Source organism: Legionella moravica DSM 19234 (genome assembly GCF_000423305.1).
Classification (GTDB): Bacteria; Pseudomonadota; Gammaproteobacteria; order Legionellales; family Legionellaceae; genus Legionella; species Legionella moravica.
This window is the reverse complement of sequence record NZ_AUHS01000014.1, coordinates 15,844-30,540: the sequence shown is the minus strand read 5'-3', so window position 1 is coordinate 30,540 and position 14,697 is coordinate 15,844. Positions and strand designations below refer to the sequence as shown.

The window sequence follows — 14,697 nt, the reverse complement described above, 5'->3', positions numbered from 1 at the left end:
ATCAACAAGAAAGTGGCAGGGGTGCTAGGATTCGAACCTAGGTATGCAGGGATCAAAACCCTGTGCCTTACCGCTTGGCGACACCCCTAAAATTTGTAGATTCTCACATCATCCATGAGATAATTTGTAACTGTTATCATCCCTGCAATGTGCTGCGTATTTTGCAGTGGTTTTTCAATGATGTCAACTTCAGAAAGCAAATAATTTATTAAATTTGAATTCAAGTGACTTTTTAAGCTGTTTATCGCAGCATTTATGTGTCGTACTGACCGATAGTTACCCACAAAGTAGATTGTTCTTTGCGGGTAATTAAAAATTTTATGCTGTTACAGTCCAGTTTTTTATTACAACTTTAATCATAACACCATTTCCTTCCAGGCGTATCATGCTGGGCAGATCAATGCCTTTCACAGAAGTATATTTCGTAAAATCAATGGTGTATCCACTTTGTCTTAATTGAACCAGGTGATTGTATTGGTCATGTTTCTCAGATTGAATCCCTCCAGGAGCAGGTAGTCCTCTAACCCAGTAGTACAGGTTATTTACTGGTAGACGAATTCCAGTTTGTTTCAGGAGTAATTCATCTGCATTGCTGGAGCTTGATGTTTTAGGTCCATCCTGGAAGGTAACTGTGCTGCCATTTTTGTTAATCAGCACCGTACCACCGCCTAAAGGTCCCATTAATCGAATCTGGTATGATCCTGGTCCATGCTGTACCCAATTCATGGTTGCTGACCATCCTTTTGTTTTGCTTTTGGCCGCTAAAGCACCTTTGATGTCCCAGGAAGAAACGGTTGCGGTTTCTGCTTTACGCTCTGCAAGAGGAATCACTTTATTTGTTGGCAGTTCTTCAGCAGGACGTGGGGGGGCGCATGCGGTCAGTAAACAAATAGACACAATCGCACAACGTTTTAATGCATTCATTGCTCACCTCAATTCCATTTCTATAGTTTTTCAATTAACAATACGCTAGACTGCATTTATATGCAATCGGTGTAAAAAAATATGAAACAAAAAGCAATATACCCCGGCACATTTGATCCTGTAACTAATGGCCACATTGATATAATTTCTCGTGCCGCACGTATTTTTCCTGAACTTACAGTAGCAGTGGCCAGCAATAAAACGAAACGTCCTTACCTGGCTCTTGAAACACGAATTCGGTTATTGGAGGAAGCTGTTGGCCATTTATCTGGTGTTCAAGTCGTAGGCTTTGATAGTTTGTTAATTGATTTTGTTCTTGAACAAAACGCTGGAATTATTTTACGCGGTTTACGTGCTGTATCTGATTTTGAATATGAATTTCAATTGGCCGGTATGAATAGAAAGCTTTCTAAAGAGGTGGAGACTTTATTTTTAACCCCTTCTGAAAATTTGATGTTTATTTCATCAACTTTGGTACGAGAAATCGCTGCCTTAAATGGTGACGTGTCTCAATTTGTGCCTCCCGGCGTCGTTAAAGAATTAAATAAGAGGCGTAATGAAACTCCGATCTAAATATTTTAATGGCTTACTTCTTTTAATTTTTAGTGCAACACCCGTATCCTCCAATACCTTAGTCACTCAACCACCTGGTTATGCGGTAGCCAGCGCTCATCCTTTAGCCACTAACGCTGGTCTGGAGATTCTGGCTGCAGGCGGAAATGCGTTCGATGCCGCTGTTGCAGTGACTGCAGCTTTGGCGGTGGTCGAGCCTTATCATTCAGGTCTAGGTGGCGGTGGATTCTGGTTATTACATCAGGAACGTACTCATAAAAATCTGTTTATCGATGGTCGAGAAGTTGCTCCAAGAGCCGCGTCAAAGAATATGTTTCTGGATCATAATGGCAATGTTAAACCTGGCTTATCATTAAATGGGGGGCTCTCAGCAGCAATACCAGGTGAGCCTGCTGCCATGGTTTATATCGCCAGGAATTTTGGGCGCCTTCCACTAAGTCAAACATTGGCACCTGCTATTAAATTAGCTAAAGAAGGATTTCCCGTTGATGAGCAATTTATCCAGTTCTCAACGATGTTTGATCGCATGGATCAATTAAAAAAATATCCAGCGAGTGCCGCTATTTTCTTAAAGAACGGTCAACCTTATGCTCTTGGCGACAAGCTGGTGCAAACTGATTTGGCCAATACACTAAAACTTATAGCAGAGCATGGCGAAAAGGGATTTTATCAAGGAGAAACGGCACAGCGATTGGTTAAGGGCGTTAATGCCGCAGGGGGAATCTGGACTCTTGAGGACTTGGCTCAATATCAAATAAAAGTAAGAGAGCCTTTAGTGGGCGCCTATCATAATATGCTCATTATTACGGCCCCTCCGCCATCAGCAGGAGGCGTTGCATTATTAACCATGCTCAATGTTTTATCCCATTTTCCCTTGGCGACCTACACCAAAATCCAGTGGATACATTATGTTGTTGAAGCAATGCGATTGGCCTATTGGCAACGAGATCAGTTTTTAGGGGATCCGGATTTTGTAACCATTCCTGTCGATAAATTAATCGGCGCTGAAAATGCGAAGTCATTAAGTACTTTAATTTCACCTGATAAGCCGATATCGAGCAAAGCATTAAAAGGAGAAACCCCATCGCAGTCAAATACAACGACCACTCATTTCTCTATTATCGATGCTGAAGGCAACCGTGTTGCAGCAACAATGACCGTGAATTTTATTTTTGGTTCCAGTGTGGTTGCTGAAGGAACGGGAGTGTTGCTTAATGATGAAATGGATGATTTTTCAACTAAAACAGGAGTTGAAAATGTTTTTGGGATTGTGGGCAGCGATAAAAACGACATCATGCCTGGTAAAAAACCCTTATCCAACATGACACCTACATTTCTTGAATTACCAGGACGTGTTGCTATTTTAGGTACTCCTGGCGGAAGTAGAATCCCTACTATGGTATTAATTGCCTCATTACTGTTTAACGATGGATATGGGGCGATTAGTATGGTTTCCGCGATGCGTTTTCATCATCAATATTTACCTGATTTGGTTCAATTTGAGCCGGAAACGTTCCCGAAAGTTATCCAGGAAGGTTTGAAGGCAATGGGCTATCAATTAAAACCGCTGGATCAAAATTATGGTGATATGCAAGCGATTACCTGGGATAAAGAAAAAAATGTTTTGATTGCCGCATCGGATCCCAGAGGCATTGGTTTATCAGCGAAAGTCGCAACTACTCCCAAAGGTTATGGCGTGAACTACTAATTTGCTTTTTCTCCGATCAGCTCTTGAATAGCAAGGTAGGTTTGTTGAATTAGTTCGTCTTTATTCTCAATGCTAAAATCTGAAGCCTTGATAGGTTTTCCGATATGAATTTCTGCTTTCTGATTCAGATTAATCTGAAATGAGCGGGCTGGTAGAATATCAAAAGCGCCTCTGATGCCAATAGGGATTATCGTCGCTTTTGCTTGTATGGCAGTAATGAACGCCCCTTTTTTAAACGGAGCCAGTTTGCCGTCTTTTGAGCGTGTTCCCTCAGGAGCAATCCAGATTATAATTCCACTTTCCATGAGTTGTTGTGCATAGGCCAGATCTTTAATCGCCTGATATCTGTTTTTTCTATCGACAAAAGGAAATTCAGCGGCTTTCATTCCTTTCCCGAGCAAGGGAATCCTGGACAATTCTTTTTTGGCCAGCATACGGATGGAGCTGTTAGGAAAGGCTTTGAACCCCAGAGGGATGTCGTACGCACTGGAGTGATTGCACATCAGAATAGTTGCTTCTCCAGCGTTGGGTTGTACATTAAAGTGATTGATGACCTTGTAATCTACTTTTACTTTATTTAATAACTGATCTATCCAATGATGAATGGTTTTATCTACCCAGGGGCGCGTTGGTGTGCTGAAGTAGTATTTAAATATAGAACGCAGACTCACTACTGTTGTGTAAAAAAATAACGTAATGACTATCCAGGCGGTTCTTAATCGGCTTATTTTCATTATCATGGTTTTTGGTTTATTGATGGGCAATCATACAGCAAGCCAATTAAAATGCCTAGATGAATTATGGACACTGATTGTGTCCAATAACCGCGTGCAATCAAGATGTAAATAAACGTCCTAATCGTGATAACACATTCTGATCTTCTGCTTCTATGTTATGGATATCAAATCCTTCTGACATGACGCGTTTATCATGCCATCGTTCTTCCATCCACATACTGTATTTTTCAGTATTTAAAAAAGCCATATTCTCTATTTCATCCCGAACAGCGTGACGTCTTTCATCGTTAGCTAGTTCATAATAGCGTAAACGATAGTAAGGATTTTCTGGCATGAACTCTGCCGCTTTTTTAAAGTAGGGAAGAGCATCCTGACTGCTGCGAGTATAAAAATGGAAGAGATCTCCCTTGATATAACAGATTTTACCCAGAACAGCTCTAATCTCTTTTTGGGGTTTCTGTTCATTACGCTTAATGAATAAAGAGAGGTTTTTATGCAATAACCGGAGCTCTTGCTGAATGGTGGGAAGGAATTCCCTGCGAACAGATGCTGTATCATTAAAATTGATGGGTACCCGGATTTTTTCAATCAGGCAGCCAATTTTACGGAGTAACAGCTCATTAAATCGTTGCTTATGCTGAGGTACATCTTTCGATAAATTGCAGTTCATTAATATTTTTTGAGCTTCATTTAGTGAATCGAGATTTGCATCTTGAACATCAGGATGCATTTTTTTATCGATTTCAATCAGAGTGCCTGCATAGTCAATCGTTACAGCGACTAATGGGTTATCCTGGGGGGTGATTCGGGCTATTTGCTTAGCAAGATGAACGGATTTTTGGGCTGCTGCTTTTGCCGCAGGAAAATTCATCAGGTCTAATTCTGCTCTGACTCTTTCCTGATTTTCTGTCAATTCGGATAGTAAATAATTTTTTAATCGATTCAGATTATTTTTATCGAATGTAATCGTGTCATGAGACTCGAATAATCTTCTTGCCTCTTTGAAGTTTCGATCTTTAATGGCTTCATTAAACAGATAGGTATTCCATTCTTCCTTTAAAATAATTTCCTGCATTGAATTATCTTGATCCAGGATATCCGGTGCAAGTTTCATTGCCTGTGCCAAGTGGTTTATAAAATGTGTTCCGAACAGTAATCTGGTGATGGGAGATCTGCTTTTTTCTTTTTTAGCATCCCCCAAATAGGATTGGGCTACAGACCGTCTTAATTCGGAATCAGGTTCCAGATGAGTTAACTGCTCGGAAGGATTTAAATAATCTTTAATGTAAGCTACTGATTTATTTTTATCTTCACTTTGTGGTGACAGAAACAAAATGTTCAGGAGTTCAATTGCGTTGTGTAAGGCGTTATATGTGGTGTGTTTTGTAGATAAATAGAAGTTAATATACTGTTCTGGAAATTGATATTTGATGTCTTTGTGCCAGTTTAATGCATCAATATAATGCTCTTGAGTCACCAGATAGGTTGCATAATATTCTGCAAAACGACTATCGGTTAAGCACTCCCTGATTGTAAGACGTTGATGGCGATCATGTAATCCATTGATTGCACTAGAAATCACATGTTCATCCTGAGCATCAATACCAGGAACTAACTGGTACAACTCATCGTTCATAAAGCTGGTAAATGTTTGGCCAAAGGAGTGATCTGCATGGAGAGGTGAACCCCATCGAGTGATTTGATCTGAGTGAGTGATGTAATAACTTAAGAGCAGTTCCTGCAACTCTGCCGAATTTTTGTTCTCTCTTCGTGTATTCAGTAATGATTCAAATCGTTCAGACAGGATGGGAGGATCAAAGTTAAATTGATTCTTTGTGTGAAAGCCTTTCAGATAACCCTGGTAGGCAATCTTGGCCAGAGTCATTTCTACTTTATTTGCCTGGCAATGATTTTCAAAACCCAGCCAACCTTTAATGGTCTGAAATAAAGACTGTAACCAATTGACTCGAAACACCTGTATTCCATCAGTGTATAACTGGCTTATAGGGTGTTTTTTTATATTCTTCCAAAAAGTCCAATATTCTGCCTCATCAATGTCATAAATTATGAAATCAGGGCGATATACGACCCCTCTGTCTTTATAACGTCTGACAATAGGGCTTCCTAATCTGATACGCAGCATTAAGTACCTTTATGAGTTTTTAAAAGAGCTGCATTTTATAGGAAATTGACTTTTTGTTCAAATTGTTTGTAATTTGGGTTTGATTTATTCATTTCAAATGGTTATGCGAAGCGATGTTCCGGTTGGCAGTTAGGACAGAATGCTGAATGACGTCCAGCAATCACGATGCTCTCGATGATCGAGGCGCATTGATAACAAGGCTGCTTTTTTCGACCGTATACTTGCAGTGCTATGCTGAAATAGCCTGGTTTGCCATCGAAGGTATAAAAATCTTTTAAAGTGGTCCCACCTGCTGCTATAGCTGCTTCCAATGTTTTTTTAATATGGGCAGTCAACAAGTTTAAGGTGTTTTCTGGTATGTTTTTGACTGGGGTTAAAGGATGCAATCCAGTCAGATACAGGCTTTCAGTCGCATAAATATTACCAACACCAACTACTATTTCATTGTTCATTATGAACGATTTTACCGGTTGATTTTTATTCTGAGCTCTTTGATGTAAATAGTTGGGGTTAAAATCCGCAGAGAGGGGCTCAGGTCCTAAATGACTCAAGAGTGGGTGTTGATGCGGATTATCTTCTATGTACAAGAACAAACCAAAACGTCTGGGATCACAGTATCTCAGCATCAAACCATTCCCTAGGAGCATGTCAATATGATCATGTTTTTCTGCTTTTGTTCCATCGGGCACTATTCTTAAGTGACCCGACATCCCAAGATGCACCAGTAAATAGCCTTCGTTAAGATGAATCAATAGATATTTAGCTCTTCGTGTGATGGCAATTATTTTTTTACCGACACAGAGTTCGTTCATGTCCGCAGGTACTGGCAATCTGAGAGAGACATTGCGAACGTGAACATTATTTATCGTTTGACCATCCAGATGGGGTTTTATTCCTTGTTTTGTGGTTTCAACTTCGGGTAATTCAGGCATTATTTTTTATCATCATGCTCAATGATTCGTCCTTCTTCCTTTTTAGATGATTCACTGGGGAAAAAATACTGTTTTGCCACGGCTACAAGATATAAAACTCCACCGATTACCACGCCCCAGATAGCAACATAGAAAAACATAAATAACAATCCAACAACAATAGCGATGCCAACTCCAATCGCTATAAATGGGATAAAATTTTCAAAAACCTGTTTTAATTTATCGCTCATGACTTCATCCAGAAGAAAGTTATGTGTTAATTATCGACTACTTAATCAAATCATGCAACGATATCAATTAAAATGTGTTATCATTACACTATATGGATATAATGTTTTTAAACTATTACTTCCAGATTGTGGATGTATTATTATTTTGTTACCAATTTTTATCTAAAGCGGGGTTCCTATGGTTTTCGGATATTTAAACCTGTCCTTTTGGGGGTATGCTCTTGCAACTTTAGTTTTAACGCAAATAACTATAGCTGCAGTAACCATATATCTCCATCGCAACCAGACGCATCGAGCGTTGACATTGCATCCAATCATCAGTCATTTCTTTCGTTTCTGGTTGTGGTTAACTACAGGTATGGTTACCGCTGATTGGGTTGCTATACATCGTAAACATCATGCCACTACGGATGTTGAGGGTGACCCTCATAGTCCTGTAGTTTTAGGCATTAAGAAAGTATTTTGGCAAGGGGCTGAACTGTATCGAGCCGCACGAAAAGATCGGGATATGGTTGCGAAATATTCACACGGTACCCCTGACGATTGGCTGGAGCGTCGTGTTTATTCCCGTCATTCCGCCAAAGGCATTATGTTGATGTTGTTCATCGATTTATTTTTATTTGGTGTTCCTGGATTAACCGTCTGGGCAATTCAAATGATTTGGATCCCATTGTTTGCCGCTGGAGTCATTAACGGTATAGGACATCATTGGGGATATAGAAATTTTGAGTGTCTGGATGCCGCAACCAATATAATTCCCTGGGGATTTTGGATCGGTGGTGAGGAATTGCATAATAATCACCATACTTTTGCTTCATCAGCCAAATTTTCTGTTAAGTGGTGGGAATTTGATATTGGTTGGATGTATATACGCATACTGTCATTTTTAGGTTTGGCTAAAGTTAAAAAATTGCCACCAAAACTGGCTATGGAAGAAGGCAAGCTGCAAGTGGATATAGATACAGTTAAAGCCGTAATTTCCAATCGCTTCCAGGTCATGTCCAATTACTATAAAGCAGTAATCAGACCGATACTCAAGCAAGAAAAGAGTCAAAGTATCGAGACTAAAGAAGATAAAAAATTGTTTCAACGTGCTGGTCGATTACTCCGTCGTGAAGATAAGTTATTGACAACCAAGGCAAAAACACGATTGAATCGGCTTTTGGAAGCTCGTGAGCAATTGCGAGTTGTTTATAGCTACAAACAATCCTTACAGAATGTATGGATGAAAACTGCTACTTCACAAAAAGAATTGATCGATGCGCTACAGCAATGGTGTCGTCAGGCTGAAGAGTCTGGGCTTGAAGTATTAAGCCAGTTTGCTCAACAGTTAAAGGGTTATGTTCCCGCTTACGCTAAGTAGTATTTAATTAAGAGTGTGGTGTTATAAACCACACTCTTTTTCAGATCCAGAGACTATCTCATTGAGTTATGAAACTCATCATCAAATTTAGTTATTACAAATAAAATCATTTGGAAACACTACTGATATACTGTTATTGGAACCATTCAAAACAACAGTACCGGCTTTTAATATGCATTGACCAATTTGAGGGCTGTTTTTAGCGTTCATATTCGGGAGTGTATAGAACTGGGTAGCGCTAATGGTATAAGGCGCAGGAGAGCAGGTTAGTTTTCCTATGGTTTTAGGAGTGCTTCCTCCTTGAAGAATGATTGACTTGCTCAGACCGTTGTCATTCGTCACATTAAATGCAACACTCTGATCGGGTTGAATCGGGGGGCTGGATACAGCAACCTGGATTTCGCAAGAATCATCATTTGCATGGACATAGTGTGGGATGGTCATTGCAACGAGTGATAGTGTTGTAGCCAGTAATTTATTCATCAAAGCTCCCTCATTAAGTGAAAATTATGGTTCAATAGATGGAACTGCTCAATAAGTCCAGAATGCGCCATCTCAAGCGTAGTATGAGAATTTCTGCTCCCGACCCGTTGCCCGTGTCTGAAGACTTCTCACTGGACTATGGATTGACGAAATTCTTGGGAATGCTGAGAAGTTACCAATTCGTAAAGTAACTGCTTGAAAAAAAAGATTTCAAGGCTTCGACAGGGTACATTTAATCTAATTTTAATGCAAGAATAGCGGGATTATAAAAAAATCGCTTCATTTTAAAGTGTGAAATTAACTGATTAATGGAATTTAATATGCTGATGCTTAAATCATTTCAGTGCTTTTTTTTATTTTGTATTCTTGTTGTATTCCCTTACCAGTTGGCCCTGGCTATTGATTCGGATCAAATACCTACTGTACTAAATAAAGACATATCGGCATTAGTCACAAAATATGATATTCCTGGAGCGTCCATTGCGGTGGTGCGAAACGGCAAAATCATTTGGATAAAAACTTACGGTTATGCTGATTTAGATACAAAACGACCTGTTAATCAGGACACCTTATTCCAGGCGTGCTCCATTACTAAAACCTTAACTTCTGCAGAGGTTATGAAAGTGCTTAAAGCCTATAATATTCCTCTGGATGCTCAGGTTAATCACTATTTAAAAAGATGGAAAATACCCTCAAATTCCTTTACGAAAAAACACCCGGTGACGCTGCGAACATTACTCAATCATACGGCAGCGATTAGTAATCCTTATCCCGATGGGGGTTATCGCTATAACGATACTTTGCCGACACTGACCCAGTTATTTCTTGGCGTTCCACCGGCAACTAATCCACCCTTGACAGTCACAGGGATTCCTGGGCAAAAATACAGTTATTGCAACGGATGCTATTCCATACTGCAGATGTTTTTGGAAGACGTAACCTCAAAAACTTATTCTGAACTGATGAGTGCCCAAATATTGAAGCCAGCAGGTATGACGAATAGTTTCTTTGATAATCACTTATTTATTAAATCACCAGAGAAAGTCGCCTTACCCTATGATCCCGAACGCCATCGATTCCCTCAAGCCCCAACAACTAGTCCTATTTATGCCACGGGATTACTGTGGAGCACTCCAACGGATTTGGCTCGATTTCTCATTGCCATACAGCAAAGCCTCACTTCGTCACATGGTTTATTAACTCGCTCACAAGCACTCGCTTTGATCACTCCCAGCAGTACTCCTACTCGTGGGCTGGGATTTTTTATCAGTGATCAATACGGAAATGAATATAGAAAAGGCCGCTATTTCATGCATTCGGGTAATAATATTGGTTATTTAACTTTGATGATTGGTAGTATGGATGGGACGAATGGAGCCGTTATTATGATTAACATTTCTCCTGAATGGAATGCAAAAGACTACCCGCAGTATGAATTCATAAAAGACAGTTTGAAGTTGATTGCAACTTATTATCATTGGTCATAGGGCGAATTAAATAACCGCATGCCTGCACGCAAATCTGACTTTTCTCCAAGATTCCATATTTGTGACCAAGAGTCAGAAGCAAGAAACCATCTATCCAGATAAACCAATACTTAAGTCAAGCCCCTTAAGATTGGTATGCTTTCTCACGCTTGGCGTTTTTTATTATTCAGCAATCAATTGAATTGCGGGTTGTTGTAAAGACTCTGCCAAATCCATAATGCTTTTAGATAAACCTGAACGTGTTGAACCATAAGCAAAGAATCCTGAACCTGAAAGGGCGCTGGTCACGCCAGCAACCGCAATACTGATGCCCAATGGCGCGGTAATTCCCAAGGTGCCTGCAAGAAGGGTAATACCTGATATTGCGGCGATTGCCATGCCCAGGCTCATCATAATGCTACCCATGGTTCTCCATAATTTTGAAGGGTGCCCTCTTGCGCTATATCCTGCTGCGATGAGTTCGTCTATATGCATTTTTGAGGGTTGGTAACTCTCAGTAGGCAATGCCTTGTCTATGATTGCAATGGTGTGGAGGAATATTCGTGGGTCGAACAGCGTTTCGCCTGATTTTCTTAAGGCACATAGGTTTTTAAAAACAGCTAATGCCTGATTCCGAATGGATAAGGTATACTGATTTTTCGTATCCTCTTCAGCGCCAATTGTAATTAAGTTGATTTTTGTTTTCAAATCCTTCAGTTTGAGATCACAAATAGGGAACAGGCTTTCATTAAATTCCCTTTGAGTGCCTATGCTGAGTCCGTTACGAATCGAGTGAACCGAAATTCCACAGTCTATTAAAGCCTGGCAGTTGGCGGGAGTGTTCAATCTCTTTTCATAAAGTTTTTGCATGTAAATAAAAACGTCATCTTCACGACAGGTGCTGCGCATCATCAGGGTAAAGTCAGCTTGCCGTAACCAATGGCAAGCAGTAAGCCATTGGCTTAGTGTTTCTGCACAGCCTGGTTCATGACGATCTGCGCTACATAGAGAGTCAGTGTGTCCAGGCTCACTGAGTTCCAAGGTCTGAGCATTTGTTTTCAGTCGCCGGGGAGCATTAATGACTTTTTCAACTAAATCCTGAATGTTTTTTTTGGAAAGAAGTTGTTTTCTATTCATCTGAATGAAACATTGGGCTACAAATTCAATGTCTGTTTGCTGACGATTTGCTGTGATGATTTGGTATATACCATTAAAAGTGTTTTGGTTTAATGCTGAAGGATTTTCTGAAGCCAATCGATTGATAGCTAATTGAAACGTTATCATTCTATGCGATAGTTCCTGACTGTTATCAAGGTCAGCTAACAATGGTGCGTCTTGAGCCACATTCATCAGCGCGTCAAGATTGTTCAGATAACCGGGTTTTAACAAGGAAGGCTGGGCCAGGATTAATTGCTCGCAAACAGCTCGAATGGAGTGGAATCGGATGTCGTCACCGTTTATCTCAGCAGGTATTTCATAGCGAATGTGATGTGTTTTTAACAATTGAGATAATTGATGTCGCGCATTCACTGATTACTCCAAAAATAAAACTAAAACGCATTATATCATCCTATTTGTTTAAATAAAGATCAAAGGTGATTTTTAATGGATTATTTATGGCTTAAAAGAATGATGGAATTTATTATATTGTATCGGCCGCAATAATTATTAAGAAAGGTGCATGCATGATTATTAAGGAAATTTATATTGCGCAATTGACCATTCCGTTGAGTCGCCCATTTATTACGGCTGTACGACGTACAGAGTGCGTGGATGATGTTGTGGTAATGATCAAAACAGATTGTGGCAAAACAGGTTATGGTTCAGCCGCATCAACTCCCGCAATTACAGGCGATAGTACGGCATCTATAGTTACTGCAATTAAAGACATTTTGGGGCCGCAATTAATTGGTCGAACTATTTCCGAGTTGAATTTGTTATTGCAGATGAATAACCAGAACCTGGTAGGGAATTCTTCTGCTAAAGCCGCGATTGATATTGCTCTGCATGATTTATTTGCTCAATATTGTGGCTTGCCACTATATAAAGTATTGGGTGGTAACAGCAACAGTATTCGCTCCTGTATTACCATAAGCGTTAAAGCGGTTAATGAGATGGTAAGCGATGCGATTGATTTGGTGAAACAAGGGCATCGTACTCTAAAAATAAAATTAGGCTTAAACCCAGTTGATGATATTCATCGTGTGAAAGCAATTCGTAAGGCTTTAGGCAATGACATTTCCTTGCTTGTTGACGCGAATCAAGGATGGTCTTTTGAAGATGCGCTGGAGGTTATTGATTCGTTCAAAAAACTTCAGCTGGATATTCCTTTGGTTGAGCAACCGGTTGCTGCTGGAGACATTGCACATTTAAAGGCAATTAGTGAAAGGGTTGATTGCTCCATTATTGCTGATGAAGCCTGTTTTTCTCCAAACGATGTTCTAAATTTAGCTAAGAATAATGCATGTGATGGCGTCAATATCAAATTAATGAAATCGGGTGGCATAGAGCGCGCTCAAGCCATATATCACATTGCTCAATCAGCAGGAATGAACATTATGGTTGGTTGTATGCTGGAGTCGCCTATTGGCGTTGCAGCTATTGCCAGTTTTGCTTTAAGTAAACCGGATATTTTTTATGCTGATCTCGATCCACTCTATTTGATTCGTGATAATTACGTTCTCGGCGGTGCGCAGTGCCTTGGTACACAAATTTTTCTTTCAGACAAACCGGGTTTAGGTATTGAAGGAATATCGCAGGGATTAAATCTTGTTGGAGCGATATGCTGATGTCTTATTACATTCAATTAGCCAGTTTATCGATTATTATTCTTTATGCTTTGATGTTGTTTCGCAATGTAGATCCTCTGGTTGCTACCGGTCTTTGTGTTGGATTGGGTTTTGTGTGGAATTTGAGCAGCCCAATTGCCATAGGCAATACGATGGCTGAAGCTTTAGGCTCGTTTATGGCTTTAGTCGGGTTTATTATCATGCTGGGTCGTGGGTTAGGGGAGGTGTTAACGCACACTCAAGTCAGTCATACTTTGGTTCATCAAATTGTTCATGGTATTGGTATTAACACGCAACGACGTGCCAAAGTGGGTATTGTGCTCTCTTCTTTTCTCATTGTCAGTTTGCTTGGAACATTGGCTGGCGGGTTGGCTATTCTTGCACCCAGCTTACGTCCGGTTGCTGGTTCTGTAGGATTATCACGCCCAAGCCTGGCCGTATTAATGCAGGCCTCTGCTGAAGAAGCTTTAATCCTGGGGCCTTTTGCTCCTCCGGTAGTTGCACTATTGGGTGTAACCGGTCTAAGTTATGGGACTGTGTTTTTCTATGCTGCTCTACCGGTGGCTTTAGTTACATTAATTACTACCTGGTTGATGGCCTCCCGATTACAAAGACAATACGCGCATGAACTCTGTGAAGATAAAGACAGTTCTGAGCCGTTTATACCTAATCGGCAACAAAAGCGCGCAACTCTAATTTTTTTATTCGCTTTTTTAACGTGTGTAGTCTATGGTTTATTGGCTCAGGCCAAAACATCCTACGTTATTTTTGTGATGATATCCTTAGCCTTTATTACAGGATTGATGAATCAATTAAGTACGAAAAAAATTTTTAGCCTGGTATATACCGGGATGCAAAAAAGTCTGCATCTATTTTTTTTATTTATATTATTCGATCCTTTTATGTCCTTGATTCATCAAGCAGGGGGATTTAATGCGTTGACCCAATTACTGATTCCTTTGATTCATTGGGGGGGTAAACCGGTATTATCCATGTTAATAGGATTTACTGGCGCTTTTGGAATGCCCGGAGCTGCTGAAGCAACGATAAAAATGTTGCACCAGCTATTTTCTCCTGCCGTGACTTTGTTGCAATTACCTATGATTTCATTTGCCTTATGTATGCTATTTGCCACTCGCGTGACGAATTATGCATATCCAGGAGCGAATATGTTTGCCGCCATGGGCTTTGCAGGCAGTGAAAACGTCAAAGCAATGATCCAAAATGGACTTACAGTGACTGCAGTACAGGTTGTATTTTTAATTGTATACAGTTTATTTATATAAAATAAACTGAGGTCTCAGCCATTGACAAGTGGCCGAATTTACTTTGTAGTAATGTCATTCAGT

13 protein-coding genes and 1 tRNA gene are annotated in these 14,697 nt (G+C 40.1%); 6 read left to right on the top strand and 8 right to left on the bottom strand.

The genetic code is table 11. From position 1 onward, the window contains the following. Positions 1-13 precede the first annotated feature (13 nt). Positions 14-88 (bottom strand) — tRNA-Gln (locus G543_RS0103405). Between the two features lie 230 nt (positions 89-318). After that, positions 319-924 (bottom strand): lipoprotein insertase outer membrane protein LolB, encoded by a 606-nt coding sequence (gene lolB / locus G543_RS0103395; protein ID WP_028383280.1) that lies wholly within the window; start codon positions 922-924, stop codon positions 319-321. Positions 925-1,005: 81 nt separating this feature from the next. On the opposite strand from lolB, the gene coaD reads away from it, so the two are divergent. Continuing rightward, positions 1,006-1,497, top strand: a complete 492-nt coding sequence (gene coaD / locus G543_RS0103390) for a pantetheine-phosphate adenylyltransferase (RefSeq protein ID WP_028383279.1) — start codon at positions 1,006-1,008, stop codon at positions 1,495-1,497. Further along, a complete protein-coding gene (gene ggt / locus G543_RS0103385) occupies positions 1,481-3,205 on the top strand; it encodes a gamma-glutamyltransferase (RefSeq protein WP_028383278.1) in 1,725 nt (574 codons plus the stop codon). The genes coaD and ggt overlap by 17 nt, the downstream gene beginning before the upstream one ends. Here the strand turns inward: ggt and G543_RS0103380 are convergent. The 4 genes from G543_RS0103380 to G543_RS0103365 all read right to left on the bottom strand — a co-directional run bounded on the left by G543_RS0103380 (position 3,202) and on the right by G543_RS0103365 (position 7,247). Then, positions 3,202-3,939: a lysophospholipid acyltransferase family protein gene (locus G543_RS0103380; RefSeq protein WP_028383277.1), complete on the bottom strand. Its 738-nt coding sequence runs from the start codon at positions 3,937-3,939 to the stop codon at positions 3,202-3,204. The two genes, ggt and G543_RS0103380, sit on opposite strands and share 4 nt — an antisense overlap. Positions 3,940-4,039: 100 nt before the next feature. Beyond that, positions 4,040-6,085, bottom strand: coding sequence for a hypothetical protein (locus tag G543_RS16980; RefSeq protein WP_035921322.1), 2,046 nt, complete (start codon positions 6,083-6,085; stop codon positions 4,040-4,042). Between the two features lie 101 nt (positions 6,086-6,186). After that, complete coding sequence (gene mutM / locus G543_RS0103370; RefSeq protein WP_028383276.1) at positions 6,187-7,017, bottom strand: bifunctional DNA-formamidopyrimidine glycosylase/DNA-(apurinic or apyrimidinic site) lyase; 831 nt, start codon at positions 7,015-7,017, stop codon at positions 6,187-6,189. After that, on the bottom strand, positions 7,017-7,247 hold the full coding sequence (locus tag G543_RS0103365) for a hypothetical protein (protein WP_028383275.1): 231 nt from the start codon (positions 7,245-7,247) through the stop codon (positions 7,017-7,019). The genes mutM and G543_RS0103365 overlap by 1 nt, the downstream gene beginning before the upstream one ends. A 178-nt stretch (positions 7,248-7,425) precedes the next feature. Here G543_RS0103365 and G543_RS0103360 point away from each other — a divergent pair, with 178 nt between their 5' ends. After that, on the top strand, positions 7,426-8,610 hold the full coding sequence (locus G543_RS0103360) for a DesA family fatty acid desaturase (protein ID WP_028383274.1): 1,185 nt from the start codon (positions 7,426-7,428) through the stop codon (positions 8,608-8,610). Positions 8,611-8,697: 87 nt separating this feature from the next. Here the strand turns inward: G543_RS0103360 and G543_RS0103355 are convergent, their stop codons facing one another. Then, positions 8,698-9,096: a hypothetical protein gene (locus G543_RS0103355; RefSeq protein ID WP_028383273.1), complete on the bottom strand. Its 399-nt coding sequence runs from the start codon at positions 9,094-9,096 to the stop codon at positions 8,698-8,700. Between the two features lie 323 nt (positions 9,097-9,419). Here G543_RS0103355 and G543_RS16975 point away from each other — a divergent pair, with 323 nt between their 5' ends. Continuing rightward, positions 9,420-10,580: a serine hydrolase domain-containing protein gene (locus tag G543_RS16975; RefSeq protein ID WP_162145877.1), complete on the top strand. Its 1,161-nt coding sequence runs from the start codon at positions 9,420-9,422 to the stop codon at positions 10,578-10,580. A gap of 162 nt (positions 10,581-10,742) precedes the next feature. Here the strand turns inward: G543_RS16975 and G543_RS0103345 are convergent, their stop codons facing one another. Continuing rightward, positions 10,743-12,089, bottom strand: coding sequence for a hypothetical protein (locus G543_RS0103345; RefSeq protein ID WP_028383272.1), 1,347 nt, complete (start codon positions 12,087-12,089; stop codon positions 10,743-10,745). Positions 12,090-12,244: 155 nt separating this feature from the next. Between G543_RS0103345 and G543_RS0103340 the strand changes: the two genes are divergently transcribed. Both G543_RS0103340 and G543_RS0103335 read left to right on the top strand, forming a co-directional pair. After that, entirely contained in the window at positions 12,245-13,348 is a 1,104-nt protein-coding gene (locus G543_RS0103340; RefSeq protein WP_028383271.1) for a dipeptide epimerase, read from the top strand. Beyond that, positions 13,348-14,634 carry a Na+/H+ antiporter NhaC family protein gene (locus G543_RS0103335; protein WP_028383270.1) on the top strand — a complete coding sequence of 429 codons (1,287 nt, stop codon included), beginning with the start codon at positions 13,348-13,350 and terminating at the stop codon, positions 14,632-14,634. The genes G543_RS0103340 and G543_RS0103335 overlap by 1 nt, the downstream gene beginning before the upstream one ends. Positions 14,635-14,697: the final 63 nt, after the last annotated feature.

Coding starts and splice junctions, on each gene's coding strand:
- ggt (WP_028383278.1), top strand. CDS start 1,481: ATGAAACTCCGATCTAAATATTTTAATGGCTTACTTCTTTTAATTTTT.
- G543_RS0103360 (WP_028383274.1), top strand. CDS start 7,426: ATGGTTTTCGGATATTTAAACCTGTCCTTTTGGGGGTATGCTCTTGCA.
- G543_RS16980 (WP_035921322.1), bottom strand. CDS start 6,085: ATGCTGCGTATCAGATTAGGAAGCCCTATTGTCAGACGTTATAAAGAC.
- G543_RS16975 (WP_162145877.1), top strand. CDS start 9,420: ATGCTTAAATCATTTCAGTGCTTTTTTTTATTTTGTATTCTTGTTGTA.
- coaD (WP_028383279.1), top strand. CDS start 1,006: ATGAAACAAAAAGCAATATACCCCGGCACATTTGATCCTGTAACTAAT.
- G543_RS0103380 (WP_028383277.1), bottom strand. CDS start 3,939: ATGAAAATAAGCCGATTAAGAACCGCCTGGATAGTCATTACGTTATTT.
- G543_RS0103365 (WP_028383275.1), bottom strand. CDS start 7,247: ATGAGCGATAAATTAAAACAGGTTTTTGAAAATTTTATCCCATTTATA.
- G543_RS0103335 (WP_028383270.1), top strand. CDS start 13,348: ATGTCTTATTACATTCAATTAGCCAGTTTATCGATTATTATTCTTTAT.
- lolB (WP_028383280.1), bottom strand. CDS start 924: ATGAATGCATTAAAACGTTGTGCGATTGTGTCTATTTGTTTACTGACC.
- G543_RS0103340 (WP_028383271.1), top strand. CDS start 12,245: ATGATTATTAAGGAAATTTATATTGCGCAATTGACCATTCCGTTGAGT.
- mutM (WP_028383276.1), bottom strand. CDS start 7,017: ATGCCTGAATTACCCGAAGTTGAAACCACAAAACAAGGAATAAAACCC.